The 26,452-nt window shown below is 72.9% G+C and carries 25 protein-coding genes and 1 pseudogene; 18 read left to right on the plus strand and 8 right to left on the minus strand.

Translation table 11 applies throughout. The features are described 5' to 3' along the window. Nucleotides 1-8 precede the first annotated feature (8 nt). The 12 genes and pseudogenes from pafA to ABD981_RS31915 all read left to right on the plus strand — a co-directional run bounded on the left by pafA (nt 9) and on the right by ABD981_RS31915 (nt 11,621). A complete protein-coding gene (gene pafA / locus ABD981_RS31860; RefSeq protein ID WP_046910657.1) occupies nt 9-1,370 on the plus strand; it encodes a Pup--protein ligase in 1,362 nt (453 codons plus the stop codon). Nucleotides 1,371-1,488: 118 nt separating this feature from the next. Next, nucleotides 1,489-2,427 (plus strand): FKBP-type peptidyl-prolyl cis-trans isomerase, encoded by a 939-nt coding sequence (locus ABD981_RS31865; RefSeq protein ID WP_046910658.1) that lies wholly within the window; start codon nt 1,489-1,491, stop codon nt 2,425-2,427. 62 nt (nt 2,428-2,489) lie between these two features. Further along, nucleotides 2,490-2,870, plus strand: a complete 381-nt coding sequence (locus ABD981_RS31870) for an FKBP-type peptidyl-prolyl cis-trans isomerase (RefSeq protein ID WP_046910659.1) — start codon at nt 2,490-2,492, stop codon at nt 2,868-2,870. A gap of 140 nt (nt 2,871-3,010) precedes the next feature. Next, complete coding sequence (locus tag ABD981_RS31875; RefSeq protein ID WP_046910660.1) at nt 3,011-3,967, plus strand: helix-turn-helix transcriptional regulator; 957 nt, start codon at nt 3,011-3,013, stop codon at nt 3,965-3,967. A gap of 13 nt (nt 3,968-3,980) precedes the next feature. Beyond that, nucleotides 3,981-4,931, plus strand: a complete 951-nt coding sequence (locus ABD981_RS31880; RefSeq protein ID WP_046910661.1) for a helix-turn-helix transcriptional regulator — start codon at nt 3,981-3,983, stop codon at nt 4,929-4,931. A gap of 131 nt (nt 4,932-5,062) precedes the next feature. Continuing rightward, nucleotides 5,063-5,326: a CpXC domain-containing protein gene (locus ABD981_RS31885; RefSeq protein ID WP_165591005.1), complete on the plus strand. Its 264-nt coding sequence runs from the start codon at nt 5,063-5,065 to the stop codon at nt 5,324-5,326. A gap of 34 nt (nt 5,327-5,360) precedes the next feature. Beyond that, entirely contained in the window at nt 5,361-5,558 is a 198-nt protein-coding gene (locus ABD981_RS31890; protein WP_046910663.1) for a hypothetical protein, read from the plus strand. 186 nt (nt 5,559-5,744) lie between these two features. Beyond that, complete coding sequence (tatA, locus tag ABD981_RS31895) at nt 5,745-6,029, plus strand: Sec-independent protein translocase subunit TatA (protein WP_046910664.1); 285 nt, start codon at nt 5,745-5,747, stop codon at nt 6,027-6,029. Nucleotides 6,030-6,089: 60 nt separating this feature from the next. After that, on the plus strand, nt 6,090-7,037 hold the full coding sequence (gene tatC, locus ABD981_RS31900; RefSeq protein WP_123954987.1) for a twin-arginine translocase subunit TatC: 948 nt from the start codon (nt 6,090-6,092) through the stop codon (nt 7,035-7,037). Between the two features lie 42 nt (nt 7,038-7,079). Next, nucleotides 7,080-7,190: pseudogene (locus ABD981_RS31905) on the plus strand (sphingosine kinase); the annotation flags it as partial. A 59-nt stretch (nt 7,191-7,249) separates the two neighbouring features. Continuing rightward, nucleotides 7,250-10,078, plus strand: a complete 2,829-nt coding sequence (locus tag ABD981_RS31910; RefSeq protein ID WP_046910692.1) for a DEAD/DEAH box helicase — start codon at nt 7,250-7,252, stop codon at nt 10,076-10,078. 157 nt (nt 10,079-10,235) lie between these two features. Beyond that, complete coding sequence (locus tag ABD981_RS31915) at nt 10,236-11,621, plus strand: cytochrome P450 (RefSeq protein ID WP_046910693.1); 1,386 nt, start codon at nt 10,236-10,238, stop codon at nt 11,619-11,621. A gap of 278 nt (nt 11,622-11,899) precedes the next feature. Here the strand turns inward: ABD981_RS31915 and ABD981_RS31920 are convergent, their stop codons facing one another. From ABD981_RS31920 to ABD981_RS31930, 3 genes are read right to left on the minus strand one after another with little or no spacing between them, the layout of a single operon-like run. Further along, nucleotides 11,900-12,841 carry an ADP-ribosylglycohydrolase family protein gene (locus tag ABD981_RS31920; protein ID WP_046910665.1) on the minus strand — a complete coding sequence of 314 codons (942 nt, stop codon included), beginning with the start codon at nt 12,839-12,841 and terminating at the stop codon, nt 11,900-11,902. After that, on the minus strand, nt 12,835-13,287 hold the full coding sequence (locus ABD981_RS31925) for an ABA4-like family protein (RefSeq protein ID WP_046910666.1): 453 nt from the start codon (nt 13,285-13,287) through the stop codon (nt 12,835-12,837). The genes ABD981_RS31920 and ABD981_RS31925 overlap by 7 nt, the downstream gene beginning before the upstream one ends. After that, nucleotides 13,284-14,189, minus strand: coding sequence for a hypothetical protein (locus ABD981_RS31930; protein ID WP_382748744.1), 906 nt, complete (start codon nt 14,187-14,189; stop codon nt 13,284-13,286). The genes ABD981_RS31925 and ABD981_RS31930 overlap by 4 nt, the downstream gene beginning before the upstream one ends. Before the next feature lie 218 nt (nt 14,190-14,407). Here ABD981_RS31930 and ABD981_RS31935 point away from each other — a divergent pair, with 218 nt between their 5' ends. Then, nucleotides 14,408-15,001, plus strand: coding sequence for a MerR family transcriptional regulator (locus ABD981_RS31935; RefSeq protein ID WP_382748726.1), 594 nt, complete (start codon nt 14,408-14,410; stop codon nt 14,999-15,001). Between the two features lie 317 nt (nt 15,002-15,318). Here the strand turns inward: ABD981_RS31935 and ABD981_RS31940 are convergent, their stop codons facing one another. Both ABD981_RS31940 and ABD981_RS31945 read right to left on the minus strand, forming a co-directional pair. Further along, the gene (locus ABD981_RS31940) at nt 15,319-16,155 is read right to left on the minus strand and encodes a siderophore-interacting protein (RefSeq protein ID WP_123954989.1); all 837 of its coding nucleotides are present in this window, start codon (nt 16,153-16,155) and stop codon (nt 15,319-15,321) included. Nucleotides 16,156-16,234: 79 nt separating this feature from the next. Then, nucleotides 16,235-17,146, minus strand: a complete 912-nt coding sequence (locus tag ABD981_RS31945; RefSeq protein ID WP_046910670.1) for a 5'-3' exonuclease — start codon at nt 17,144-17,146, stop codon at nt 16,235-16,237. A 273-nt stretch (nt 17,147-17,419) separates the two neighbouring features. On the opposite strand from ABD981_RS31945, the gene ABD981_RS31950 reads away from it, so the two are divergent. From ABD981_RS31950 to ABD981_RS31965, 4 genes are all read left to right on the plus strand, one after another. After that, the gene (locus ABD981_RS31950; RefSeq protein ID WP_046910671.1) at nt 17,420-18,484 is read left to right on the plus strand and encodes a quaternary amine ABC transporter ATP-binding protein; all 1,065 of its coding nucleotides are present in this window, start codon (nt 17,420-17,422) and stop codon (nt 18,482-18,484) included. Beyond that, nucleotides 18,477-20,285 carry an ABC transporter permease/substrate binding protein gene (locus ABD981_RS31955; protein WP_046910672.1) on the plus strand — a complete coding sequence of 603 codons (1,809 nt, stop codon included), beginning with the start codon at nt 18,477-18,479 and terminating at the stop codon, nt 20,283-20,285. The genes ABD981_RS31950 and ABD981_RS31955 overlap by 8 nt, the downstream gene beginning before the upstream one ends. Before the next feature lie 157 nt (nt 20,286-20,442). Beyond that, a complete protein-coding gene (locus tag ABD981_RS31960) occupies nt 20,443-20,994 on the plus strand; it encodes a helix-turn-helix domain-containing protein (RefSeq protein ID WP_046910673.1) in 552 nt (183 codons plus the stop codon). After that, complete coding sequence (locus ABD981_RS31965; RefSeq protein WP_046910674.1) at nt 20,991-21,719, plus strand: helical backbone metal receptor; 729 nt, start codon at nt 20,991-20,993, stop codon at nt 21,717-21,719. Before ABD981_RS31960 ends, ABD981_RS31965 begins: the two co-directional genes overlap by 4 nt. Here the strand turns inward: ABD981_RS31965 and ABD981_RS31970 are convergent. Further along, on the minus strand, nt 21,658-22,803 hold the full coding sequence (locus tag ABD981_RS31970; protein ID WP_046910675.1) for a TDT family transporter: 1,146 nt from the start codon (nt 22,801-22,803) through the stop codon (nt 21,658-21,660). The genes ABD981_RS31965 and ABD981_RS31970 overlap by 62 nt on opposite strands. A gap of 70 nt (nt 22,804-22,873) precedes the next feature. On the opposite strand from ABD981_RS31970, the gene ABD981_RS31975 reads away from it, so the two are divergent. Next, nucleotides 22,874-23,812, plus strand: coding sequence for a LysR family transcriptional regulator (locus ABD981_RS31975; RefSeq protein WP_046910676.1), 939 nt, complete (start codon nt 22,874-22,876; stop codon nt 23,810-23,812). A gap of 154 nt (nt 23,813-23,966) precedes the next feature. On the opposite strand, the gene ABD981_RS31980 is transcribed toward ABD981_RS31975, so the two are convergent. Both ABD981_RS31980 and ABD981_RS31985 read right to left on the minus strand, forming a co-directional pair. Continuing rightward, nucleotides 23,967-25,598, minus strand: coding sequence for an amidohydrolase (locus ABD981_RS31980; RefSeq protein ID WP_046910677.1), 1,632 nt, complete (start codon nt 25,596-25,598; stop codon nt 23,967-23,969). A 154-nt stretch (nt 25,599-25,752) separates the two neighbouring features. Next, on the minus strand, nt 25,753-26,388 hold the full coding sequence (locus tag ABD981_RS31985) for a TetR/AcrR family transcriptional regulator (protein ID WP_046910678.1): 636 nt from the start codon (nt 26,386-26,388) through the stop codon (nt 25,753-25,755). Nucleotides 26,389-26,452 lie beyond the last annotated feature (64 nt).

Below are 26,452 nucleotides of genomic sequence, written 5' to 3' on the forward strand. Positions count from 1 at the left end.
GTTCAGACATGGACCGCCGCATTTTCGGGCTGGAGAACGAGTACGGCGTCACGTGCACGTTCAGGGGACAGCGCCGACTGTCTCCTGACGAAGTGGCGCGCTACCTCTTCCGCCGTGTCGTGTCATGGGGCCGCAGCAGCAATGTCTTCCTGCGGAACGGCGCCCGCCTGTACCTGGACGTGGGTTCGCATCCGGAATACGCAACTCCCGAATGCGACAACGTGGTCGAACTGGTCACGCACGACAAGGCAGGCGAGCGCATTCTCGAAGGACTCCTCGTCGACGCGGAACGCCGCCTGCACGAGGAGGGAATCGCGGGCGACGTCTATCTCTTCAAGAACAACACCGACTCTGCGGGAAACTCCTACGGCTGCCACGAGAACTATCTGGTCGCCCGGCACGGAGAGTTCTCCCGGCTCGCGGACATCCTCATTCCGTTCCTCGTGACCCGCCAGCTGATCTGCGGCGCCGGAAAGGTGCTGCAGACCCCGCGCGGCGCGGTCTACTGCGTGTCCCAGCGGGCCGAGCACATCTGGGAGGGCGTCAGCTCCGCCACCACCCGCTCGCGCCCGATCATCAACACCCGCGACGAACCGCACGCGGACGCCGAGCGCTACCGCAGGCTCCACGTCATCGTCGGCGACTCCAACATGTCCGAGACGACCATGCTGCTCAAGGTCGGCGCCACCGACCTCGTGCTGCGCATGATCGAGGCGGGCACCGTGATGCGCGACCTGACCCTGGAGAACCCGATCCGGGCCATCCGCGAGGTCAGCCACGACATCACCGGCCAGCGCAAGGTGCGCCTCGCCAGCGGCCGGGAGGCCTCCGCCCTGGAGGTCCAGCGGGAGTACTACGAGAAGGCGGCCGACTTCGTCGACCGGCGGGGCATCCGCAACGGCGTCGTCGCCCAGGTCCTGGAGCTCTGGGGCCGTACGCTCGACGCGATCGAGGAGGAGCAGCTCGACCGCATCGAGACCGAGATCGACTGGGTCATGAAGTACCGGCTCATCGAGCGCTACCGGGCCAAGCACAACATGACCATGTCGCACCCGAGGGTCGCCCAGATAGACCTCGCGTACCACGACATCCACCGCCGCCGGGGGCTGTACTACCTGCTCCAGAAGAACGGCCAGGCGGCCCGGATCTGCAACGACGTCAAGATCTTCGAGGGCAAGTCGGTGCCCCCGCAGACCACCAGGGCCCGGCTGCGGGGCGACTTCATCCGTCGCGCCCAGGAGCAGCGCCGGGACTTCACGGTCGACTGGGTGCACCTCAAGCTCAACGACCAGGCGCAGCGCACGGTGTTGTGCAAGGACCCGTTCCGCTCGGTCGACGACCGGGTGGAAAAGCTGATCGCCGGTATGTAGGACCGGTCCTGACGTGCCCGTCGGCCCCGCACGTTTCACGTGCGGGGCCGACGGCATCGCAGAGTGGTCCCCTAGAGTGTCGGGACAACTACTGTGCCGTCTGAGATCTGAGGAACTAGTGCGCCGACTTGCCGGCCTGCTCGTCGTCCCGCTGCTGCTGCTCTCCACAGCGGCCTGCGGCAGTGACGACCAGGGCTCCGATTCCGGTTCGATGAAGAACGGGCTGCCCGCCATCACCGCGGGGGAGAAGTTCGGCGAGAAGCCGACGCTCGCCAAGGGCGTGGGCGACCCGCCGAAGGCCCTGAAGGTGAACGTCATCAGCGAGGGCGAGGGCGCGGTCACGAAGAACGGCGACGCGCTCCAGGTGAACTACCTGGGCCAGGCCTGGGACTCGACCACCCCCTTCGACAACAGCTTCGACCGGAAGCAGCCCTTCGACCTGACGCTGGGCGCCGGTCAGGTCATCAAGGGCTGGGAGCAGGCCCTGGAGGGCCAGAAGGTCGGCAGCCGCCTCGAGATCGGCATCCCGCCGGAGCTCGGTTACGGTGCGCAGGGCCAGGGCGACATCAAGCCCAACGCCACCCTGGTCTTCGTGGTCGACATCCTGAAGGCCGTCACGATCCCGAAGTCGGCCGAGGGGACTCCGGTCGCCCAGGACGACAAGGACCTGCCGCAGGTCGGCACCAACACCGACGGCAAGCAGCCCTCGCTGACCGTTCCCAAGGTCGCCCCGCCGACCAAGCTGGTCTCCAACTACATCCTGGAGTCCAAGGGCGCGACCGTCGCCGGCACCGACACGGTCGTCGTGAACTACGTCGCCGCCCTGTGGAAGGACGGCAAGGTCTTCGACTCGACGTACACGGCGGGCAAGCCCACGAACTTCCCGCTGGCGAAGCTGACCCTGAAGGGCCTGAAGAACGGTCTGACCGGCAAGAAGGTCGGCAGCCGGGTCCTCATCGTGGCCCCGCCGTCGGAGGCCTTCGGCGACCAGGAGCAGCAGGGCATCCCGAAGAACTCCACCCTGGTGTTCGTCGTCGACATCCTGGCGAAGGTGTAAGACTGTCCTGTTCGCGCGGACCGTCGTCCGCGCGGTTCACGGTTTATGAGGAGCGCACTGCAGTGAGCATCGAGAAGCCCGAGGTCGACTTCCCGGGCGGCGAGCCGCCGGCCGACCTGGAGATCAAGGACCTCTGGGAGGGTGACGGCGCGGTCGCCGAGGCCGGCGACCTCGTCAACGTCCACTACGTGGGCGTGTCCTTCGACTCCGGCGAGGAGTTCGACGCCTCCTGGAACCGCGGCACGCCGCTGGAGTTCCAGCTCGGTGTCGGCATGGTCATCCAGGGCTGGGACAAGGGCGTCCAGGGCATGAAGGTCGGCGGTCGCCGCCAGCTGGTCATCCCCGCGCACCTCGCCTACGGCGACCGCGGTGCCGGCGGCAAGATCGGCCCCGGCGAGACGCTGATCTTCGTCTGCGACCTCGTGGGCGTCAAGAAGCCCTGACCCGGTCCCGGGTCAGGCGCAGGGCCCCCGCCTTCACGGCGGGGGCCCTCGCTTTTGTCCGGACACCCCGGGGCGGTACGGTCGGGGGTCCGGGAAGTGGATCCGGCGAGATCCGGCGAAGAAGAGGGTGCGGGGCGTCGATGGCGATTGCCAAGGCCGAGCGGTTGATGAATCTTGCGCTGTGCCTGCTCGGAACCCGCCGCCCGCTGAGCAAGCGGGAGCTCCGGGGATCGATCGAGGCCTATATGGAGGCCACCGGCGAGGACGCCTTCAACCGGATGTTCGAGCGGGACAAGGACGATCTGCGCGAGCTCGGCCTGGTCATCGAGACGGTCGAGAACCTGGACGGCGACACCGGCTACCTGGCGCGCCGCGACTCCAACCGGCTGCCGGCGATCACCCTCGACGCGGAGGAGGCCGCCGCCCTCGGTCTGGCCGCCAAGGTCTGGCAGCAGGCCCGGCTGGCCGGGGCCGCCAGCGGCGCCCTGCAGAAGCTGCGCGCCGCGGGCATGCCGGAGGCGGAGGACGCGTACGACTCCCAGGCCAGCGCCCTGGAGCCGCGCATCCCGGTGCACGAGGCCGCCTTCGAACCGCTGATGCTGGCCTGCCGCGACCGGCGGCCGGTCGTCTTCGACTACCGCAAGGCCAACGCCGCCCGTCCCGGGACCCGGCACGTCGAGCCGTGGACGCTGGAGTGCTGGCGCGGCCACTGGTACCTGGCGGGCTGGGACCGCGACCGCGGCGCCGAGCGGGTCTTCCGCCTCTCCCGCATCACCGGCAAGGTCCGCTCCCGGGCCGGTGCCTTCACCGCGCCGGTGCCCGACGTCGTGACCGTCCGGGAGACCGTCGAGAGCTGGGCGGGCGAGACCGCCACCCGCTCCGCCCGGATCCGGCTGCGGGCCGGCGCGGGCTATCCGCTGCGTTCCCGCGCCCAGTCCGTGCAGGAGGGCCCGGACGGCTGGGACGAGCTGGAGATCCCGTACGGGCACGGCCTCGACGCCTGGCTCGTGGAGTTCGGCCCGGACGTGGTCGTGCTGGAGCCCGCCGATCTGCGGGCCGACGTGGTGGAGCGGCTGCGCGCCGTGGCCAAGGGCTGAGGGGGAAGGAACCATGGCGGCGAACGCGATCGACCAGACGAGGCGGATGCTCTCCCTCGTCACCTATCTCCGCGAGCGTCCCGGCGCGCACGTCGCGGACGTGGCGCGGGCCTTCGGGATCACCGAGGACGAGCTGATCTCCGACCTCGACGTGCTGCCGATGTGCGGGACCAGCTTCCGCGGCGGCGACCTGCTGGACATCGACACCGACGGCGACCGGATCTGGTGGCACAACCCCGACGACGTCGCGGCGCCGCTGCGGCTCGCCGCCGACGAGGCGACCGCCCTGCTGGTCGCGGCGCGCGCGGTGGCCACGCTGCCGGGTCTGCGCGAGGGCGACCGGGAGGCGCTGCTGCGCGCCACCGCCAAGCTGGAGGCCGCGGCCGGGGAGGCGGCCGGCGCCAGCTCCCGGCTCTCGGTGACCTTCGAGTCCGAGGGCGGGGTCTTCGCCGAGGTGGACCGGGCGATCTCCGAGCGCCGCCGGCTGTGGCTGCGCTACTACTCGCCGGCCCGCGACGAGCTGACCGAGCGCGAGGTGGACCCGATCCGGCTCTTCGCCGTCGGTCACACGTACATGGAGGCGTGGTGCCGGCTGTCCGAGGCGCGGCGCACCTTCCGGCTCGACCGGGTCGCCGAGATCCGGATCCTCGACGAGCACGCGGCGCCGCCGGAGATCGAGCTGCGGGACCTGTCGGAGGGGCTCGTGCAGCCCTCCGCCGAGGATCCCGAGGTCGTGGTCGAGGTGGGTCCCGGGGGCCGCTGGGTCGCCGAGTACTACCCGCACGACCGGGCGGACGAGCTGCCCGACGGCGGGCTGCGGATCACCCTGCGGACGCCGGCCCCGGCCTCGCTGCGCCGGCTGGCGCTGCGGCTCGGCAGCGACGGGAGGATCGTCGCCCCGCAGGAGCTCGCGGACAGCGCGCGGGAGGCGGCGGCCGCCGCACTGGCCGCGTACGAGGGCTGAGAACAGAGGGACAGAGGGGCGGGGCCCGCGGCCCGGGCCGAGGGCCGAGCAGGGGGGAGCGGCGTTCCGGGGACCGGAGGCCGCTCCCGGTGAGACGCACGCACGTACCGCAGTGGGGAGAGTTGAGGGAAATGTCCGCGATTTCTTCGATGTCCGGTCTTGCGGCGTCGGTCGCCCCGGTCCACTTCAAGGCCGCCTGCCCCGAGTGCCGCTCCCGCTTCGAACTCTCGGCGGGCGCCCTGCGGCTCGCCATCGGCGCCAGCCGCCGCACCACCTTCTACTCCTTCACCTGCCCCGAGTGCGGCAGCTCCGTCCGCAAGCCGGCGGGCGAGCGGATCATCGAGCTCCTCACCGGTGGCGGAGTGAACACCCTGCGGCTGCACACCACCGGCTGAGCTCCCGCGGCGGCGGGGCGTCTAGGCTCGGCACATGTTCTGGCCCATGCTCGCCATCGCCCTCGGCTTCCTCGGCATCGCCGTCCTCGGTGTCCTCGGCATCAAGGTCTTCCTGGAGGCCCAGCGCCTGGGCCGTCAAGTGGCCCACACCACACAGCGCATCAACCAGGCCGCCGAGGACCTGGAGCGGGCCGCCGTCGATCTGGCCCGGACCGGCGAGACGCTGCGCTGAATCCGTGCCGTACGCTGCGAAGAGCTTCCGCGGGCCGGGTCCGCGGGACGAAATCGTGAGTATGCACAGGCATTGCCGCCCGTTTACTCCTGCGGGTTACGATCGCTTGCAGCGCGGTGGCCGGACGCATGTCCGACCCGCCGGGCACGCACTCCAATGTCGCCTCGGTGAAGAAGGTAAACAGCTATGGGTAGGCTCGGCCCCACCGAGATCATTCTCATCCTCGTCGTGATCATCCTGCTGTTCGGCGCCAAGAAGCTGCCGGACATGGCCCGTTCGCTGGGCAAGTCGGCCCGCATCCTCAAGAGCGAGGCCAAGGCCATGAAGTCCGACGACCAGCAGAGCGCCCCCGCCGAGCAGCCCGCCGGCGCCCAGGACCAGCAGGCCGCGCCGCGCACCATTCAGGCCGCGCCCGGCGACGTGACCAGCTCGCGTCCCGTCACCGAGCCCACGGACACCACCAAGCGCTGACCCGGTCCGCCGCGGCCGTCGCACCAGGGCGACGGCTGCCGCACGAGATGAGGACGTGGGTTGCTCAAGTCTGCCCGCAAGCAGGAGAAGGATCCCGAGGGCCGGATGCCCCTCGTGGAGCACCTGCGTGAACTCCGCAACCGCCTCGCGAAGGGCCTGCTGGCCATCGCCGCGGTCACCGTCGTGGCCCTCGTGTACAGCGAGGAGCTGATGCAGTTCCTGACGAAGTCGGTGCCCACCTGCGCCGCAGGCGTCACCAGCAGCGGCGGAAACTGCGCGATCGTCTCCTTCAACACGTTGATGGCGCCGTTCAGCACGACGATCCAGCTCTCCCTCACGGCGGGCCTCGTCGTCGCGAGCCCCGTGTGGCTCTACCAGCTCTGGGCCTTCATCGCGCCGGGACTGCACAAGAACGAGAAGAAGTACACGTACGCCTTCGTCGGCGCCGCGGTCCCGCTCTTCGCGGCCGGCGCCTACCTCGCGTACCTCATCCTTCCCGTCAGCGTGAAGGTGCTGATCAGCCTCACGCCGGAGGGCTCCGCCAACATCCTCGGGCTGAACGACGTCCTCGACTTCACCCTGCGCATGGTGCTGGTCTTCGGCCTCGCCTTCGAGCTCCCGCTGGTCCTGGTGATGCTCAACCTCACCGGCGTCCTCACCGGCCGCCGGATGGCCGGCTGGTGGCGCGGCGTGATCATGGGCGTCTTCGTCTTCGGCGCCGTCATCACCCCGACCACCGACCCCGTCGGCATGCTGGCCCTCGCCGGACCGATCACGATCCTGTACCTGGCGGCCGTCGGCTTCTCGCTGCTCAACGACAAGCGCCGGGCGCGCAACAACCCCGACGCCGAGCTCGACGACGACGAGGCCTCCGAGCTCGACCTGACCCCCGAGCCCGTCCGCGGGCCCGAGACCGTCAGCGCCGCCCGGGCCCTGCCCGAGCAGGCCACCGGCGAGTCGGACGGGGCCGGGTCGCACCGGGTCAACGGTTACGACGACATCACCTGATCTCGCAGGGTCTCCCGGACTCCGTCCGGGGGACCCGTCACGACCGGCGGGACCACCCTCTTCGTCCATCCCACCGCGGGACGCGGCCGGGGCGCGCACGCCGCGCAGCCGGCCGCTCGTGCGTTCCGGGACGCCGGCTTCCCCGCCCGATCCGAAGCCCGTCGATAAAGATCGCGTCACTGTCAGAGGTGGCGGGTAGGCTCGACGACAAGATGACAGAGGACTTCACACCAGCCGAAGCGTACGCAGCTGCCCGCGCCCGCAACGCCGAGCAGGCCACCGCGCTGGCCCCCTTCCGCGAGATGTACGAGTTCGGTCTGGACCCCTTCCAGATCGAGGCGTGCAAGGCCCTCGAAGCGGGCAAGGGCGTGCTCGTCGCCGCTCCCACGGGCTCCGGCAAGACCATCGTCGGCGAGTTCGCCGTCCACCTCGCCCTCCTCCAGGGGCGCAAGTGCTTCTACACGACGCCGATCAAGGCGCTCTCCAACCAGAAGTACGCCGATCTCGTCAAGCGCTACGGCCACGACAAGGTCGGCCTGCTCACCGGCGACAACAGCGTCAACGGCGACGCCCCGATCGTCGTCATGACCACCGAGGTCCTCCGCAACATGCTCTACGCGGGGTCCCAGGCGCTCTCCGGCCTCGGCTACGTGGTCATGGACGAGGTGCACTACCTCTCCGACCGCTTCCGCGGCGCCGTCTGGGAGGAAGTGATCATCCACCTCCCCGAGTCGGTGACCCTGGTCTCGCTCTCCGCGACCGTCTCCAACGCCGAGGAGTTCGGCGACTGGCTCGACACCGTCCGCGGCGACACCGAGGTGATCGTCTCCGAGAGCCGCCCCGTGCCGCTCTGGCAGCACGTCCTGGCCGGCCGGCGGATGTACGACCTCTTCGAGGAGGAGACCGACCACGGCGGCCGCGGCGCCTCCCGTCGCGAGGTCAACCCCGACCTGCTCCGCCTCGCCCGCACCGAGAACTCGCGCACGTACAACCCGCGCGACCGGCGCCGCGGCAAGATGGTCCGCGAGGCCGACCGCGAGCGCGAGCGGCGCCAGCGCTCCCGGATCTGGACCCCGGGCCGCCCCGAGGTCATCGAGCGGCTGGACGCCGAGGGCCTGCTGCCCGCCATCACCTTCATCTTCAGCCGGGCCGGCTGCGAGGCCGCCGTCCAGCAGTGCCTCTACGCGGGCCTGCGGCTCAACGACGAGGACGGGCGCCGCCGCGTCCGCGAGATCGTCGAGGAGCGCACCGCCGCCATCCCCGACGAGGACCTGCACGTCCTCGGCTACTTCGAGTGGCTGGAAGCCCTGGAGCGGGGCATCGCCGCGCACCACGCGGGCATGCTCCCCACCTTCAAGGAGGTCGTCGAGGAGCTCTTCGTCCGCGGCCTCGTCAAGGCCGTCTTCGCCACCGAGACCCTGGCCCTCGGCATCAACATGCCGGCCCGCTCCGTGGTCCTGGAGAAGCTGGTCAAGTGGAACGGCGAGCAGCACGCCGACATCACCCCCGGCGAGTACACCCAGCTCACCGGCCGTGCCGGCCGTCGGGGCATCGACGTCGAGGGCCACGCCGTCGTCCTGTGGCAGCGCGGCCTGGACCCGGGCCACCTCGCCGGCCTCGCCGGCACCCGGACCTATCCGCTGCGCTCCAGCTTCAAGCCGTCGTACAACATGGCGGTCAACCTGGTCGACCAGTTCGGGCGGCACCGCTCCCGCGAACTCCTGGAGACCTCCTTCGCCCAGTTCCAGGCCGACCGCTCGGTCGTCGGGATCTCCCGGCAGGTCCAGAAGAACGAGGAGGGCCTGGAGGGCTACCGCGAGGGCATGACCTGCCACCTCGGCGACTTCGAGGAGTACGCGCGGCTGCGCCGCGAGCTCAAGGACCGCGAGACGGACCTGGCCCGGCAGGGCGTCGCCCAGCGCCGCGCCGAGGCCGCCGCCTCCCTGGAGAAGCTCAAGCCCGGCGACGTCATCCACGTGCCGACCGGCAAGTTCGCCGGACTCGCGCTCGTCCTCGACCCGGGCATCCCGGCCGGGCGGACCAACGGCCACCGCGGCTTCGAGCACCACGACGGGCCGCGCCCGCTGGTGCTCACCGCCGAGCGGCAGGTCAAGCGGCTCGCCTCGATCGACTTCCCGGTCCCCGTCGAGGCGCTGGACCGGATGCGGATCCCGCGCTCCTTCAACCCGCGCTCCCCGCAGTCCCGCCGCGACCTGGCCTCCGCGCTGCGCACCAAGGCGGGGCACATCAACCCCGAGCGGCGCCACAAGCAGCGCTCGGCCGCCGCCGACGACCGCGAGATCGCCCGGCTGCGCACCGAGATCAGGGCGCACCCCTGCCACGGCTGCGACGAGCGCGAGGACCACGCCCGCTGGGCCGAGCGCTACCACCGGCTGCAGCGCGACACCAAGCAGCTGGAGCGGCGCATCGAGGGCCGCACCAACACCATCGCCCGGACCTTCGACCGGATCGTCGCGCTCCTCACCGAGCTCGACTACCTGCGCGGCGACGACGTCACCGACAACGGCAAGCGGCTCGCCCGGCTGTACGGCGAGCTCGACCTGCTCGCCAGCGAGTGCCTGCGCGAGGGCGTGTGGGAGGGGCTGAGCCCGGCCGAGCTCGCCGCCTGCGTCTCCGCCCTCGTCTTCGAGGCCCGGCAGGCCGACGACGCCGTCCCGCCGAAGCTGCCGGCAGGCAAGGCCAAGGCGGCGCTCGGCGAGATGGTGCGGATCTGGGGCCGGCTGGACGCGCTGGAGGAGGAGTTCAAGCTCCACCAGGCCGAGGGCGTCGGCCAGCGCGAGCCGGACCTCGGCTTCGCCTGGGCGGCCTATCAGTGGGCCTCCGACAAGGGCCTGGACGAGGTGCTGCGCGAGGCCGAGATGCCGGCGGGCGACTTCGTCCGCTGGTGCAAGCAGGTCATCGACGTCCTGGGCCAGATCGCGGCGGCCGCGCCGAGGGAGAACAGCACGGTCGCCAAGAACGCCCGCAAGGCGGTCGACTCGCTGCTGAGGGGAGTCGTGGCCTACAGCTCGGTCGGCTGAGGCGGCCCGGGTCCGGTCCACCGTCGCCTGACGGTGAACTGACAAGGGTTTTCCACAGGGGTGGCGAAGGGGTGCTTCCTTCCGCTTCCATGAACTCGTACGGAAGAACGAGTACATGGGGCACACCACCACGCAACTCCTGCGGAAGGACACGCACGTGACCACGCAAGCCGGTCCGTCCGCCGTCGGCACCACGACGGCGGACGGACGGAAGACCGTGCAGGGACCGCGTGGCGTGCCCCTGCTCGGGAACCTGCCGGAGTTCGGCAAGGACCCGCTCGCCTTCTTCGAACGGCTGCGTGAGCGCGGGGACTTCGTCCGCTGGCGCTTCGGGAACACCCCCGCCCTGTTCATCGCCCATCCGGAGACCATCGGCGAACTCCTCACCGAGGTCGAGCGGACCTTCGACCAGCCCGACCTCGGCATCGCCTTCCGCACCCTGCTCGGCGACGGCGTGGTGGTCGCCAAGGGGGCCGACTGGCGGCGCAAGCGCTCCCTCGTCCAGCCCTCCGTCCGGCCCCGGCAGGTCAAGTCCTACGCGGCCACCATGGCCGAGTGCGCCGTCGACCTCGCCGGGCGGTGGAGCGACGGGCAGCGGGTGGACGTCAAGAAGGAGATGGCCGCCCTCACCCAGCTCATCGCCGTCCGCACCATCTTCGGCGTCGACACGGCGGCCGACGCCGAGGCCATCGGCCGCGCCATGGACATCGCCCAGCAGGAGATCGGCGCCGAGTTCAGCGGCATCGGAGCGATGCTCCCCGACTGGGTGCCGACCCCGGGCCGGGCCAGGATCAAGCGGGCCACGGCCGTCATCGACGCCGAGGTCTCCCGGGTCGTCGCCCGCCACCGCGACGGCGACACCGACCGGCCCGACCTGCTCAGCCGTCTCCTCGCCGCCCGGGACGAGACCGGCGCCCACCTCTCCGACAAGGAGATCCGGGACGAGACCGTCACGCTCTACATCGGCGGCCACGAGACCACCAGCTCCACCCTCGTCTGGGCCTGGTACCTGCTCTCCCGCAACCCCCGCGTCGCCGAGGCGCTCGCCGCCGAGCTGGACCGGGTCCTCGGCGACCGGGACCCCGGCTTCGACGACTACGCCGAACTCGCCTACGCCCAGGCCGTGGTGAAGGAGACCCTGCGCCTCTTCCCCACCATCTGGCTGCTCACCGGCATCGCCAAGGAGGGCGCCGTCCTCGGCGGCGCCCCGGTGCCCGCCGGCACCCGCATCTGGAGCAGCCAGTGGGCCACCCACCGGGACGCCCGCTGGTACGGGGACCCGCTGGAGTTCCGCCCCGAGCGCTGGCTGCCGCCCGCCGAGGGCGAGGCGGCGGAGGAGATACCCGAGTACGCCTGGTACCCCTTCGGCGGCGGTCCCCGGGTGTGCCTCGGCACGCGCTTCGCGATGGTCGAGGCCGTCCTCGTCCTCGCCGTCCTGGCCCGCCGCTTCCGCCTCGACCTCGACCCCGGCGAGATACGCCCCCTGCCGGGCCTGACCCTGCAGCCGGACCGGGACGTGCTGGCGACGGTGCGGGCGCGGTAGGCGGGGCCCGGGTGGGTCTGGGGTAGGCCTGGGTGGGGCCTCGGGTTGGGCTTGGAGTGGGCCCGGGTTGGGCTTGGAGTGGGCCCGGGTTGGGCCTGGAGTGGGCCCGGGTTGGGCCTGGGCAGGCCTTGGCGGGCCCGGTCCCGGCCGGCCGTGCTTGGGTCGGGCCTGTGGTGCGGCCGGGGCAGGCAGGCAGGCCGGGCGTGACCGGGTCCGTGGTGGGGCCGGCCGGGGGACGATCGGGCCGCGGGGGAGCCGGCCGGGGGACGACCGGGCTGTCAGGCCGCGGCCGGGGCCGTTGCCAGAGCGGTCGCCAGGGCGCGGAGGTCGTCGGCCCGCAGGACGCGGTCGCCGAAGCCGGGCAGCGGGACGTGCAGGGCGGCCGTCCAGCGGGCGGGGATGGCGGCGGGGCCGTGGACCGCGCCCGCGAGGATGCCCGTGACGGCGGCGACGGTGTCGGTGTCGCCGCCCAGGTCGACGGCCGCGCAGACGGCCTCCTCGTAGGAGCTCGTGGTGCGCAGCGCCCAGAGGGCGGAGCCCAGACAGGGCCAGACGGCGCCGTTGAACTCGGTGGCGTCCGCCGGCTGCCAGCGGGGATCGAGGACGGTCGCCCAGCGCTCCCGGTGGGCCGGTTCCACCTCGGCCAGTGAGCGGGGCACGGCGGCCTGAGGGTCCTCGCCGAGGAGGGCGACGCGGACCAGCTCGTGGAGCACCGCCGTGCCCTCCCAGGCGGCGGCGTCCCCGTGCGTGAGCGCGGCGATCCGCCGGGCCGCGGCCATGGTGGCCGCGCGGCCGGCCGAGGCGAAGTACACGGCGGGGGTGGCGGCCCGCATGAGCGAACCGTTGCCCGCGGCACGGCCGTTCACCTGGAAGTGCAAGGCGGCGGCGGTGTCCCAGGGGTCGCCGCCGAGCAGCACGGCCTCGGTCTGCAGGCCGATGTCCTTCGGGTCGGCGGCGGCCCAGCGGCGGAACCGGGCGAAGACGTCCGGCAGGTCGAGCCCGCCGCGTTCGAGCAGCGACTCGCCGACGAGCACGGCCATCTGCGTGTCGTCGGTGGCCTCGCCCGGGTCCCACCCGCCGCCCCCGCTCAACTCGTCCACCCCGTCCGGGAATCGCTCGCGGAGCACCCCGGGCGGCCCGAACTCGAAGGGCGCGCCGAGGGCGTCCCCGACCGCGGACCCCAGGACGGCGCCGATCGCCCGGTCCTCGCTGCTCAGCATGTGTCGTGTACCCGTCGTTCGGGGGAGTGTCTGCGGAGCCATAGTGCCCTGATCGGCAGGAAGACCAGCAGGGCGAACGGGGACAGCAGGATCGTGAAGAGGAGGAGGGGGCTCATCAGGAAGGGGGACAGGCCCAGGCGGCGGCCCTCGCGGTACATCCACTGGCCGAGGAGCAGGTCCCAGGCGATGATCTGGGCCCATACCGCGCCCGCGCCGTTCGCCGACGCCGTCAGGTCGCGGAAGACGGCGAGGTCGGGGGAGCTGACGGCGGCCCACAGTTCGGGCAGGACCGGGGCCACGAGGACCAGGTAGACCGCCAGCACCGGCAGCACCGTCAGGGGCGAGGCCGCCACTCGGTCGGTGACCTTCCGGCCCGGCGCGAGGATCATCAGCAGCCAGACCGGTGCGGCGAGCAGGAAGGTCAGCTGGAAGAGGAAGCCGGTCATGCCGCGAGTTCCTGGCGAGGGGCGGCGGGGGCGGCGGGGGCGGCGGTGCGCAGGGCCAGCGCGGTGCCCGCCAGGGTGAAGGCGGCGATCGCTCCGGCCGCGGCGAGCGTCAGGGCGTCGGGGGAGAGGAGCGGCTGGCCGCGGAGCGCCTGCCAGGCCACCAGGACGAAGGTCGCGGTGTACGCGGCGGAGGCGACCAGCACCACGCGCAGTCGGATCCGGTCGTCGGCGAGCCGGGCGAAGCGCGGCGCGAGCGCGGACAGCACCAGCAGGACGAGCGGGATCAGCTGCAGCGCGTGCATGCCGAAGAAGTGCGCGATGCGCAGGTCGCCGCCGGTGGTGGACCAGCCGGTCAGCGGCATGCCGGGGCCGCCGTCCGGTACGCCGACGCTGTGCGCGCCCTGGACCGGCGGGTTCTCCTGGGCGAGCTGCTCGGGGGTCGGGGCGACCATCACGAAGCCGATGGCTGCGCCGGCGAGCGCGACGAACGAGGAGATCCGGACGGCCCAGGCGGTGGCGCGGTCCAGGATCCGGGCGCGCAGCAGCAGGACGGCGATGACGAGGGCGGCGAGCCAGAGGACGACGACCGTCGTGCCCATCGCCGAGAAGAGGGCGGCGTCGAAGGGCGTCGCGTTGTTGAAGTGGCTCTGCTTTCCGCGGACGACCTGCGTGGTGATGAGCACCATCTCGATGACGCTCGCGAGGGTGAGGACGGTCCCCGCCCACCACCCGACCCGGCGGGCGCGGGCGCCCGGCAGGAGGGACAGCATCCAGGCGAGCGTCAGCCCGTACGCGATGAACGAGACCGAGAACTTGAACGGCTTGGCCCAGATCGGGGCGCCGACGAGCACGCGGTCGTCGAAGAGGAGCCCGCCGGCGGATATGAGGGCGAGGAGGCCCATCGACACGGTGAACCAGACCAGGGGCCGGTGGAGCGTGCGGAGCTGCGGTGCTGATGACATGCGGATCCCCCCGTTGGGATAAAATAGATAGCGGCGCTTACCGCTATCCGATAGCGCCACTATCTATGATGGTGGGGCCGGTGGCAAGGCCGGAGTGCGAACTGGAAGGTGAACGCGCGGTGCGCATTGGAGAGTTGAGTCGCAGGGCTGGGGTGTCCGTGCCGACGATCAAGTACTACGTGCGGGAAGGGCTGCTGCCCGCCGGGCGGCTCACGAGCCCGAACCAGGCCTCGTACGAGGAGACGCATGTGCGGCGCCTCCGCCTGATCCGCGCGCTGCTGGATGTGGGAGGGCTCTCGGTCGCGGGCATCCGGGAGGTCATCGAGGCGATCGACGACCCCGAGCGGCCGGTGCACAAGGTGCTCGGAGCGGCGGCGGACCGGGTGGTGCCGCAGTACGAGGGCGAACGCGGCGACGACCTGCTCGCCGCCCGCGCGGCGGTGGCGGACCTGCTCGCCCGCCGCGGCTGGCGCACGGACGACCGGGCCCCCGCCGCCGAGGCACTCGCGGTCGCGCTCGCCGCGCTGGAGAGCGTCGGGCACGGGGCCTTCGCGGAGCTCCTCGACGCGTACGCCGACGCGGCGGAGCAGGTGGCCCGCGTCGACGTCGACTACGTCGCGCGCAACGTGGTCCGCGAGGAGCTCGTCGAGAGCGTGGTCGTCGGCACGGTGCTGGGGGACGCCATGTTCGCCGCCCTGCGGCGGCTGGCCCACGTGGACGCGTCGGACCGGGTCTTCGGCGCGGGGACGTGAGCCGGGGCGGGGGAGGGGGATTGAGCCGAGCGGGCGGGGCGCCTGCGGCGGGCCTCTTCCCCCACCCCGCCCCTTCCCGAAACCCGGGCTGCGCCCCGGGCCCCCGCATGGGGCTGCGCCCCGGTTGCTGGTCAGGGGCGCGCCCGGCTCCCGGGGTGGGGCCCTGCTCCGGACCCGGGCGGGCTCCCGTCGGGGCCAGGCCTGGCCCAGGGTCCGGGGCCGCGCCCCGTGCCCGGCGTCAGTTCCCCCGCCCCCACCCACGCCGAAGGGGCGGAAGCCCTCGGCTTCCGCCCCCTGTGTGGGTCATCCGGTGCGGGTCAGCTCTCCTGCTCGCGTTCCACCTGGTCGTTCCACTCGCGCTTGATCGCGCGCCAGGCCTCGTCCGTCTTGCCGTGGCGCCAGTAGCCGGAGATCGAGAGGCGGTCGCGCGGGATGGCGCGGTCCATGCGGAGGTGGCGGCGGAGGTCCTTCACGAAGCCGGCCTCGCCGTGGACGAAGGCGTGGACGTCGCCGGCGGGGAAGTCGAGGGTGCGGACGGCCGCCAGGAGGGCCTCGCCCGTGGGGCGGTCGCCGCGGTGGAGCCAGGTGACCTCGACGCCCGCGGCCGTCGCGAACTTCTGCTGCTCCGAGGCGTCCGAGACCTCCAGGAAGGCGTGCACGGTCGCACCCTCGGGCAGCCGCTCCAGGGCCACCGCCACCGCCGGCAGGGCGCTCTCGTCGCCGACGAGCAGGTGCCAGTCGGCGGCCGCGTCCGGGGCGTAGCCGCCGCCCGGACCGAGGAAGCGCACGGTGTCGCCGGGCTGGGCGCGCGCCGCCCACGGGCCCGCCAGGCCTTCGTCGCCGTGGACCACGAAGTCGATGGTCAGCTCGTGGTGGACCGGGTCCCAGGCCCGCACCGTGTAGGTCCGCGTCGTCGGCCACTGCTCGCGCGGGAACTCGGCACGGATCCGCTCCATGTCGAACGGCTCCGGATAGCTCACGCCCTCCGGCGCGAAGAGCAGCTTCACGTAGTGGTCGGTGTACTCGCCGACCTCGAAGGCGCCGAGCCCCGGGCCTCCGAGGACCAGGCGCACCATGTGCGGGGTGATCCGCTCGGTGCGCACCACCTGGGCCTCGTGAGCCTTCGGTGCCTTGCGTGCGGGCTGTTCTGCCACGACGGTCTCCCCGTGAACGATCCAAAAACTTAGGTTTGCCTAAGTTAGCACCCCGGCGGGGCCGGCTCCAGGGGCTTCCTCAGCCGTTCGCCGCCAGCACCGGCAGCAGACGGCCCACCGCCCCGCCCAGCCCCCACCGCTCCACCAGCGCGCCCAGCGCCGCCGGGTCCCGGGGCGCGGAGGGAAGCGCGGGGGAGAACTCCGGCAGCGGGACGTCCTGCGCCACCCGGACCACCGTCGGCGCGACGTCCAGGTACTCCGCCGCCTCCACGATGCCCCGTCGCTTCGCCGGGGTCAGCTTCGAGGTCCGGTCGGCCGCCGCCGCGCGGACGCCCGCCAGGTCCCCGTACTCCGTGATCAGCTGCGCCGCCGTCTTCTCGCCGATGCCCTTCACCCCGGGCAGCCCGTCGCTCGCGTCCCCGCGCAGCGCCGCGAAGTCCGCGTACTGCCCGGCCCGCACCCCGTACTTCGTCAGGATCAGCTCGTCGTCGACCAGGTCGCAGTCGCCGACGCCCTTCCGCGGGTACAGCACCCGCACCCCGCGCCCGTCGTCGACCAGCTGGAACAGGTCCCGGTCGCCCGTGACGATGTCCACCGGCCCGGCGGCCCGCGCGGTCAGCGTGCCGATCACGTCGTCGGCCTCGAACCCCTCGGCGCCCACCCGGGCGATGCCCAGCGCCGCCAGCACCTCCTCGATCACCGGCACCTGCGGCGACAGCGTGTCCGGGATCTCCTCCGCGTCCGGACCCGACTCCGTCACCTCGGCCACCCGGTGCGCCTTGTACGAGGGGATGAGGTCCACCCGCCACTGCGGGCGCCAGTCCTCGTCCCAGCAGGCCACCAGGTCGTCCGGACGGTGGTCCTGGACGAGCCGGGTGATGAAGTCGAGGAGCCCGCGCACGGCGTTGACCGGCGTCCCGTCGGGCGCGCGGACCGAGTCCGGCACGCCGAAGTACGCGCGGAAGTAGAGGCTGGCAGTGTCGAGGAGCATCAGGCGTCGCGTCACACCCCGATCATGCCGCACCCCACCGACAGCGCCCCGGCGCCACCGCCCACCGCGGTTCCCCGGCGCCCGCGTGACCCCCGTCACCTTCGCGTTTGCCTCCTGGAGACCCGGGCAGGCGCGAGCCCGGAGCGGACCCGGTGCGCCGTCCGGCAACGGACGGCGTGCGCGACGGGCCGAGCGGACAGAACCCGCCCCGCTCCACGGCCCGGCTGCTGCGGGGGTGGCGGGCCGTTTTTCGTTGCTACCCGTGAGGTGTATGTGTCCAGGCTCCAGGCCGACCATCTGTACAAGGTGTTCGGCAGACGACCCGACGAAGCCGTCCGCAAGCTCGCGGCCGCGGAGGGCGCCGCCGACCGCGAAACCCTGCGTGCCGAGGGCACCACCGCGGCCGTCGTCGACGCCTCCTTCGTCGTCGAACCCGGCCAGATCTTCGTCGTCATGGGTCTGTCGGGATCGGGCAAGTCCACCCTCCTCCGCATGCTCAACGGCCTGCTCGAACCCACCGCCGGCCGCGTCCTGTACGACGGTGCCGACCTCACCGCGCTGTCCCCACGGGAGCTGCGCGCCGTGCGGTCGAAGAAGATCAGCATGGTCTTCCAGCACTTCGCGCTCTTCCCGCACCGCAGCGTCCTCGAGAACGCCGCCTACGGCCTGGAGGTCCAGGGCGTCCCGCGCGCCGAGCGCGAGAAGCGCGCCGCCGAGGCCCTCGAGCTGTGCGGGCTCGGAGGCTGGGAGAGCTCCTGGCCCGACGAGCTCTCCGGCGGCATGCAGCAGCGCGTCGGCCTGGCCCGCGCGCTCGCCACCGACGCCGACCTGCTGCTCATGGACGAGTCGTTCAGCGCGCTCGACCCGCTGATCCGCCGCGACATGCAGGACCAGCTGCTGGTGCTCCAGCAGAAGCTGAAGAAGACCATCGTCTTCATCACCCACGACCTCAACGAGGCCATGCGCCTCGGCGACCGCATCGCCGTCATGCGCGACGGCCGGATCGTCCAGCTCGGCAGCGCCGAGGACATCCTGGTCCGGCCCGCCGACGACTACGTCGCCTCCTTCATCCAGGACGTCGACCGCACCCGGGTGCTCACCGCCGCCGCCGTCATGACCGACGGCGCCGTCGCCCCCGGCGACTGCCCGGCCGACTGCTCCTGCCGCGCCGTGGCCCCCGACACGCTCCTCGCCGACCTGTGCGCCGTCTCCGCGCTGGCCCCGCACCCGGTGGCCGTCGAGGACGCCGACGGCACCGTCCTCGGGGTCGTACCGCAGGAGCGCCTGCTGGCCGCCATGGGCAGCCTCGCAGGCCAGGAGGTGACCGCCCGTGCCTAGGCTTCCCCTCGGCGAGTGGGTCGACAGCGCCGTCGACTGGCTCCAGGCCCAGCTGTCCTGGCTCTTCGACGCCGTCACCACCGTCGTCACCGGCCTCTACGACGGCATCGACGCCGTCCTCTCGGCGCCCCAGCCCCTGCTCTTCGCGGGCATCCTCGCCATCGTCGCCTGGTGGCTGCGCGGGCTGACCGCGGGCGTCCTGGCCTTCGCGGGCTTCGCCCTCGTCGACTCCATCGAGCTGTGGGACGACGCCATGTCGACCCTCTCGCTCGTGCTCGTCGCCACCCTCGTCACCCTCGTGATCGCCGTTCCGCTCGGCATCTGGGCGGCCCGCTCCAAGACGGTCAGCGCCGTGCTGCGCCCGGTCCTGGACTTCATGCAGACCATGCCGGCGATGGTCTACCTCATCCCCGGCATCATCTTCTTCGGCGTCGGCGTCGTCCCCGGCATCATCGCCACCATCGTCTTCGCGCTGCCGCCCGGCGTCCGCATGACCGAGCTCGGCATCCGCCAGGTCGACGGCGAACTCGTCGAGGCCGCCGAGGCCTTCGGCACCACCCCGCGCAACACCCTGCTGCGGGTCCAGCTGCCGCTCGCGCTGCCCACGATCATGGCCGGCGTCAACCAGGTGATCATGCTCGGCCTGTCCATGGTCGTCATCGCCGGCATGGTCGGCGGCGGCGGGCTCGGCGGCGCCGTCTACCGGGCCATCGGCAACGTCGACATCGGCCTCGGCTTCGAGGCCGGCATCTCCATCGTCATCCTCGCCATGTACCTCGACCGGATGACCGGCGCCCTGGGCCGCCAGGTCTCCCCGCTGGGCCGCCGCGCCCTCGCCAAGGCCCGCGCGGCGAGCGCCGCCCGCGCCGGGGCCAAGCTGTGGGACCACCGCCCGCAGCCCGTCACCGCCCTCGTCGGCGTCGTCGTGCTCGGCCTCGTCGCCGGCGGCATGGGCTTCCTCGGCTCCGGCGGTGCCTCCTCCACCTCCGCGTCCGGCGCGAACACCGGCCACGGCAAGAAGATCAGCCTCGGCTACATCCCCTGGGACGAGGGCATCGCCTCCACCTTCCTCTGGAAGGAGCTGCTGGAGCGGCGCGGCTACGAGGTCGACACCAGGCAGCTGGAGGCCGGCGCGCTCTACACCGGCCTCGCCGGCGGCCAGATCGACTTCCAGACGGACTCCTGGCTGCCCGTCACCCACGCCCAGTACTGGGACAAGTACCGGGACCGGCTGGAGGACCTCGGCTCCTGGTACGGCCCCACCTCCCTGGAACTCACCGTCCCCTCGTACGTGAAGGACGTGAACTCCCTCGCCGACCTCAAGGGCAAGGCCGGGCAGTTCAAGGGCCGGATCGTCGGCATCGAGCCGAGCGCCGGGATGATGGGCATCCTGAACGACAAGGTGCTGAAGGAGTACGGCCTGGAGGGCGAGTACAAGGTCGTCGACGGCTCCACGCCCGGCATGCTGGCCGAACTCAAGCGCGCGTACGACAAGAAGGAGCCGATCGCGGTCACCCTCTGGTCGCCGCACTGGGCCTACTCCACCTACGACCTCAAGAAGCTCCAGGACCCCGAGGGCGCATGGGGCAAGGGCGACGGCATCCACACCCTCGCCCGCAAGGGCTTCTCCGCCGAGAACCCCGAGATCGGCGCCTGGCTGAAGAACTTCCGGCTCAGCGAGGCGCAGCTGACCGGCCTGGAGGCCGTCATCCAGGAGACCGGCAAGGGCAAGGAGCAGCAGGCCGTCCGCACCTGGCTCGACCGGAACCCGGGTCTCGCGGAGCGGCTCGCCCCGCAGTAGGCCGCGCACACGACTCCTGTCCGGATAGGGGTGGTCGCCGAACGTGTTCGGCGACCACCCCTTTTCGCCACGACGCGAAACCCCGGCCCAAAGCTGCGTAAGGTTCAGTTAACCGACCGGTACGCGTAAGGCACGAGTCACGAGGGAGGGGGCCGACATGGACGACAAGGAGTCGCTGCGCGTGGGCGCGGCCGTCAAAAGGCGCCGCAGGGCGCTCCAGCTCACGCTGGCCGTCGTCGCCCAGCGCAGCGGCCTGTCCGTACCTTTCCTCAGCCAGGTGGAGAACGAGCGGGCCCGCCCCAGCGACCGCTCGCTCCAGCTGGTCGCCGTGGCCCTGGAGACCACCGCCGCCGAACTGCTCGCCGCCGCCGAGAACGCCCGCACGGTCGACGTCGTCCGCTCCGACGAGGAGCTGTGGGAGATGCCGCCCGGCGTCCGGCCGCTGGTCCGCGGCCGACACCAGCTCCAGGCCCTGGAGTTCACCGGGGAGCAGGACGCCGGCCGCGAATTCCTGCACCGCAACGACGAGTTGCTGTACGTGGCCGACGGCGCCGCCGAGATCGAGGCCGAGGGCCGGGCCTACCGCCTGGGCCGCGGCGACACCCTCTACCTCTCCGGCGGGGTGCGCCACCGCTGGCGGGCCACCCTCCCCGGCACCCGGCTGGTCTTCGTCTCCGTCGCCGACCACATCGAGGCCGCGGAGGCATGAGCCGCCCGGGCCCGCGGGTCGTCTCGCTCGTTCCCTCGCTCACCGAGGCCGTCGCGGTCTCCGCGCCGCCCGGCACGCTGGTCGGCGTCACCGACTGGTGCACGCACCCCGCGGACCTGGGCGGGGCGGTGCGGATCGGCGGCACCAAGAACCCGGACACGGCCGCCGTCGCCGCCCTCCGCCCCGATCTGGTGATCGCCAACGAGGAGGAGAACCGGGCCCAGGACCTCGACGCCCTGCGCGCCGCCGGGCTCGACGTGCTCGTCACCGGGATCCGCACCCTCGACCAGGCCTTCGCCGAGCTCGGCCGGGTCCTCGACGCCTGCGGGGTACGGGCCCGTCCGGGCTGGCTGGACGCGGCCGAGGCCGCCTGGGCCGACGTCACCCCGCAGGGGCCGCCGCGCACCGCCGTCGTACCGATCTGGCGCCGCCCCTGGATGGTGCTCGGCCGCGACACCTTCGCCGGCGACCTGCTCGCCCGGCTCGGCGTCCGCAACCTCTACGCCGGGCACCCCGACCGCTACCCGCGCATCCCGCTCGACGAGCTCAACGCGGCGGCGCCCGACCTGGTCGTGCTGCCCGACGAGCCGTACCGCTTCACGCGCGAGGACGGCCCCGAGGCGTTCCCCGGGGCCGTCGCCGCGCTCGTCGACGGGCGCCGTCTCACCTGGTACGGGCCGTCACTGGCCGAGGCGCCCCGGGTCCTGCGAGCAGCGCTCCGCTGACCAGCCCGCGCACGGTGTGGGAGGCCGCCACCAGCCAGGCGGTGACCAGCAGGACGTACAGCCCGACCGCGAGCCAGCGGAACAGGGCGAGCCCGGTGTGCTGGGCCAGGCCCTCGGCGCCGGTCACGCAGGTGCCGACGGGGAAGGTGAAGGCCCAGAAGGTCATCGCGAATCCCATGCCCCGGCGCCGCGCCCGCACCACCAGGGCGCCGGCGAAGGCCAGCCACAGCAGGGCGAAGCCCATGACGGGGACGCCGTACAGCACCGCGAAGGCGGTGAAGCCGTGGGCGTACGAGGCGGGCAGCACGCCCTGCGCGGCGTCGGCGAACTTGTTGGCGGCGGTGGTCGACTGTCCCAGGGGGCCGAGGACCAGGAACAGGGTGGGGGTCAGCGCCAGGGGCAGCGGACCGTGGGTGACCAGCCGGCCGAAGACCAGGGGCAGCATGACCAGGGTCGCGAGGAGGCTGATGCCGAACATCGCGTAGCAGAGCAGCAGCAGGGTCTCCTGGGCCTGCCCGGTCGCCACGTGGGGCACCAGCAGGGGGCCGAGCGCGGCGGAGACCATGGGGGCGACGACGGGCAGCAGCCACACGGGCGAGGCGCCCTCGATGCGGTGGCGGGCCACCATCAGGTACGGGATGCCCGCGGCGGCCGCCAGGCCGATCACCGTGCCGAGGGTGAACAGCACGCTGTCGACGGCGACGGCGGCCGAGAGCCCGATCCAGTCCTTGCCGACGACCAGGGTGCCGCCGCCGACCGCGAGCAGCGCCATCGACAGACAGCCGTAGAAGGGGGCCGTCGCGGGGTCGAGGAGGTGGGCCCGGGCCTGGTCGCGGTGGTGGATCCAGTGCAGCGTGCGGGCGCCGAGCAGTGTCAGGAGCATCACCAGGGAGAGCGCCCAGACGACGGTGCAGACGGTCCGCAGGCCCGGGACCTCCACCGGGAGGGTCGCTCCCGCGGTGGCGACGATGGCGGTGCCCATCACCGAGGCGTACCAGTTGGGTCCGAGGTGACGGACCGAGGTCCACCGGGCGCCGGGGGTGGCGGCGACGGGGACCGACCGAGAAGGAGCGAGAGTTGCCATGCCTCGACCTTCTCTCCGTCACAGGCCCCCCACCAGGGACATCGTGACTATGAGCCCATAAGCTGGCTTTATGAGCAGCGAGCCGAGCGGCATTCCCCACCCCCTGTCCCACCGGGTTCCCGACCTCGGCGCGCTCGAACTGCTCCTCGCCGTGGCCCGGCACGGCAGCCTCGGCCGGGCCGCCCGCGAGGTCGGCATCACCCAGCCCGCCGCCAGCAGCCGCATCCGCTCCATGGAGCGCCAGCTCGGCGTCGCCCTCGTCGACCGGTCGCCGCGCGGGTCGCGGCTCACCGACGCGGGGGCGCTCGTGACGGACTGGGCGCGGCGGATCGTGGAGTCGGCGGAGGCCTTCGACGCGGGGGTCCAGGCGCTGCGGGGCCGCCGGGACTCGCGGCTGCGGGTCGCCGCGTCCATGACGATCGCCGAGTACCTGCTGCCCGGCTGGCTGATCGCGCTGCGCTCCGACCGGCCCGACACGGCCGTCTCCCTCCAGGCCGGGAACTCGGCGGCCGTCGCCGAACGGCTGCTCTCGGGGGAGGCGGACCTGGGCTTCGTGGAGGGCCTGGCGATCCCCGAGGGCCTGGACGGGGCGGTCGTCGCGCACGACCGGCTGGTCGTCGTCGCGGCGCCCTCCCACCCGTGGGCGCGCCGCCGCGAGCCGATCGACCCGGCGGAGCTCGCGGTGACCCCGCTGGTGCTGCGGGAGCGGGGCTCGGGCACCCGGCAGGTCCTCGACGCGGCCCTCGCCGGCCACGGCGGCCTGGCGGAGCCGCTGCTGGAGCTCGCCTCCACGACGGCGGTGAAGGCGGCGGCGGTCTCGGGTGCGGGTCCCGCGGTCCTGAGCGAACTCGCCATCACCGAGGAACTCGCCTCCCGCCGCCTGGCCGCCATCCCCGTCGCGGGAGTCCTCCTCCGCCGCGACCTCCGCGCGGTCTGGCCCACGGGACACCGGCCGACGGGCCCGGCGCGGGACCTGCTGTCGCTGACGCGGGCGCGGCCCGGGGGTTAGGGGGAGGCGGGAGCCTGTGGCCGGCCGCGGCCGGTGGAGGCGCGCCCGGCCTCCGGCGGGGCGGGTCCCGCCCGGCCACCGGCCGGCGGGTCCCGCAGGGCCTCAGCCGGTAGCCCCCCCCGGCCGGGGCGGGTCCCGCGGGACCCGCCGCTCCTCAGCCCGTCGTCTCCGCGCGGAAGGTCACGCGGCCGTTCACCGTCGTCAGGGTCACCGGCAGGTCCGGGAGGTCCGTCGCCGGGGTGGTCAGGGGGTCGGCCGACAGGACCGTGAGGTCGGCGCGGTGGCCGAGGGCGAGGCGGCCCGCCTCGTGTTCCTCGTTGGAGGCGTAGGCCGCGTTCACGGTCATCGCGCGCAGGGCCTCCAGGGCCGTCAGCGCCTGCTCCGGGCCGTGCGGCGGCAGGGTCAGGTCGCGGCTCGGGCGGCGGTGGCGGGCGCCGGCCATCACGCCCAGGGGCGGGAAGGGGGCGATCGGCCAGTCGGAGCCCAGGACCACCGTGGCGCCCGAGTCCCACAGGTCGCGGCAGCGCCAGGCCCGCGAGGCGCGCTCCTCGCCCAGCCGGCGCGACCAGTTGTCGGTGTGGTCGGCCCGCGTGAAGTCGCAGCAGTGCGTGGGCTGCATCGAGGCCAGGACGCCGAGCTCCGCGAAGCGGTGCAGGGTGTCGTCCGGCACCGTCTCGATGTGCTCGACCCGGTGCCGTACCGCCGGGCCGCCCGCGGCCGCCGCCTTCTCCACCGCGTCCAGCGCGTGCCGGACCGCCGCGTCGCCGATCGCGTGCGTCGCGGTCGGCACCCCGGCCCGGTGCAGCTCGCCGATGACGTGCGTGTACGCGGCCGGATCGGGCCAGAACGCGTGCGTGGACTCCCCGTGGCAGTCGGGCCGCTCCAGCCACGCCGTGCCGTTGTCGATGGTGCCGTCCATGAACAGCTTCACGCCGTCCACCCGCCACAGCGCCCCGCCCGTGCCCTGCTGGGCGATCAGTTCCCGCACGCCCTCCGCGTCCGTGCCCGGCTGGCACCACGGCGCGACCCGCAGCCGCAGCGGCAGCTCGCCCGCCGCGTCGAGCTCCGCGAGCAGCGCGAGGCTCTCGCCGTTCGCGTCCATCACGTGCCCGCCGGTCAGTCCGGCCGCCGCCATCGCACGCAGCGCGGCGGCCAGCCGGTCCCGCCGCTCCTCGCGCGTCGGCTGGGGCGCGACCCGCTCGACCAGCTCGCAGGCGGCGTCCTCCTGGAGCAGTCCGGTGGGGCGCCCGTGCTCGTCGCAGACGACCTCCGCGGAGGCCTGGTCGAAGGTGCGCGGTCCGTCGACCCCGGCGAGCTCCAGCGCCCGGCGGCTCGCGAGCGCCGAGTGCGCGTCGAAGAGGAGCAGGAAGGCCGGGACGCCTTCGAGCACGGCGTCGAACGGGGCGACGCCGACCGGCAGGTCGCCGAAGACGTTCGGGTCCAGGCCCCACCCGAACAGCCAGTCGCCGCGGCCGAGCTCCCGTACCGCCCCGGCGAGCGCCTCCCGCACGTCGGCCACGTCCGCGCAGTGCGACAGGTCGAGCCCGTGGGTCAGCTCGGCGCCGCTGACCGGGTGCAGGTGCCCGTCCACGAGCCCGGCCGTGACCACGGCCCCCTTCAGGTCGACGACCTCGGTCCCGGAGTCCGCGAGCCCGCGGATCTCCCGGTCCTCGCCGAGCGCCGAGATCCGTCCGTCCTCCGCCACGGCGAGCGCGGTCTGCGGCAGGAACGTGCCGGTGCCCGGATCGAGCAGCCGGGCCGAGGACAGGACGAGACGGGTGCGCACAGGAGCTCCAGGGAGGGGGAGGGGGGAAGAGGTACGGAGGGGCCCGGTCGGGTCGGGGGGAAGGGGTACGGAGGGCCAGATCGGGGCAGGGGGCGAGAGGTACGGAGGGCCAGATCGGGGCAGGGGGCGAGGGGTACGGAGGGGCCCGGTCGGGTCAGGGGGTCTGCGGGGACAGTGCCCCGTGCGCCAGTCCCAGTTCGCGTTCCGCCGTCGTGACGGCCATCCGGTTCACCGCCGCCGGGCGGTCGGTGCGGTCGGAGTTGGCGTGGGCGCCCAGGCCGTCCAGGACCACCAGGATCTGGATGGCCGTGGCCCGGGCGTCCTCCGTGCGGAACTCGCCCCGCTCGACGCCCTCGTGGATGAGGGCCTCCAGCCGGTCGTCGGAGGCGAGCTCCATCTCGGTGACCCGGTCGCGCAGGACGGGGCGGTAGCGGCTGAGGTGGCGGGCGTTGATCCACAGGCGGCTGATGTCGTCGTAGGCGTCGCCCGTCGAGAGGGCGAAGTAGCGCGCGAGGTACTGCGTGGGCGTCCCGTCGGGGCGGTCGGCCGGCAGCAGGGAGTCGAGCTCGCCCAGGGCCGCCACGGCGAACGCCTCGGCCACCAGCTCCTCCGCGGAGGGGAAGTAGTGGCTGATCAGGCCGGGTCGCACGGCGAGCTCCTCGGCGATGCGCCGCAGGGTCACGCATTCCAGGCCCTCGGTCAGGGCCACCCGGGCCGCGGCCTCCACGATCTCCGCCCGCCGGGCCTCCGGAGATTTGCGAACTCGTTTGCGCTGGACGCTTGACGACATACGGGCGATGCTATTGAGTGTGCGACCAATAAGCAACCAGGTGTGCACGACACGTTCATCGGAG

This window comes from Streptomyces showdoensis, assembly GCF_039535475.1.
In the GTDB taxonomy this organism is placed as follows: Bacteria; Actinomycetota; Actinomycetes; order Streptomycetales; family Streptomycetaceae; genus Streptomyces; species Streptomyces showdoensis.

Coding starts and splice junctions, on each gene's coding strand:
- ABD981_RS31985 (WP_046910678.1), bottom strand. CDS start 26,388: ATGTCGTCAAGCGTCCAGCGCAAACGAGTTCGCAAATCTCCGGAGGCC.
- ABD981_RS31875 (WP_046910660.1), top strand. CDS start 3,011: ATGGCGATTGCCAAGGCCGAGCGGTTGATGAATCTTGCGCTGTGCCTG.
- ABD981_RS31965 (WP_046910674.1), top strand. CDS start 20,991: ATGAGCCGCCCGGGCCCGCGGGTCGTCTCGCTCGTTCCCTCGCTCACC.
- ABD981_RS31910 (WP_046910692.1), top strand. CDS start 7,250: ATGACAGAGGACTTCACACCAGCCGAAGCGTACGCAGCTGCCCGCGCC.
- ABD981_RS31920 (WP_046910665.1), bottom strand. CDS start 12,841: ATGCTGAGCAGCGAGGACCGGGCGATCGGCGCCGTCCTGGGGTCCGCG.
- ABD981_RS31960 (WP_046910673.1), top strand. CDS start 20,443: ATGGACGACAAGGAGTCGCTGCGCGTGGGCGCGGCCGTCAAAAGGCGC.
- ABD981_RS31975 (WP_046910676.1), top strand. CDS start 22,874: ATGAGCAGCGAGCCGAGCGGCATTCCCCACCCCCTGTCCCACCGGGTT.
- tatA (WP_046910664.1), top strand. CDS start 5,745: ATGGGTAGGCTCGGCCCCACCGAGATCATTCTCATCCTCGTCGTGATC.
- ABD981_RS31880 (WP_046910661.1), top strand. CDS start 3,981: ATGGCGGCGAACGCGATCGACCAGACGAGGCGGATGCTCTCCCTCGTC.
- ABD981_RS31945 (WP_046910670.1), bottom strand. CDS start 17,146: ATGCTCCTCGACACTGCCAGCCTCTACTTCCGCGCGTACTTCGGCGTG.
- ABD981_RS31885 (WP_165591005.1), top strand. CDS start 5,063: ATGTCCGCGATTTCTTCGATGTCCGGTCTTGCGGCGTCGGTCGCCCCG.
- ABD981_RS31930 (WP_382748744.1), bottom strand. CDS start 14,189: ATGGGCCTCCTCGCCCTCATATCCGCCGGCGGGCTCCTCTTCGACGAC.
- ABD981_RS31925 (WP_046910666.1), bottom strand. CDS start 13,287: ATGACCGGCTTCCTCTTCCAGCTGACCTTCCTGCTCGCCGCACCGGTC.
- pafA (WP_046910657.1), top strand. CDS start 9: ATGGACCGCCGCATTTTCGGGCTGGAGAACGAGTACGGCGTCACGTGC.
- ABD981_RS31890 (WP_046910663.1), top strand. CDS start 5,361: ATGTTCTGGCCCATGCTCGCCATCGCCCTCGGCTTCCTCGGCATCGCC.
- ABD981_RS31970 (WP_046910675.1), bottom strand. CDS start 22,803: ATGGCAACTCTCGCTCCTTCTCGGTCGGTCCCCGTCGCCGCCACCCCC.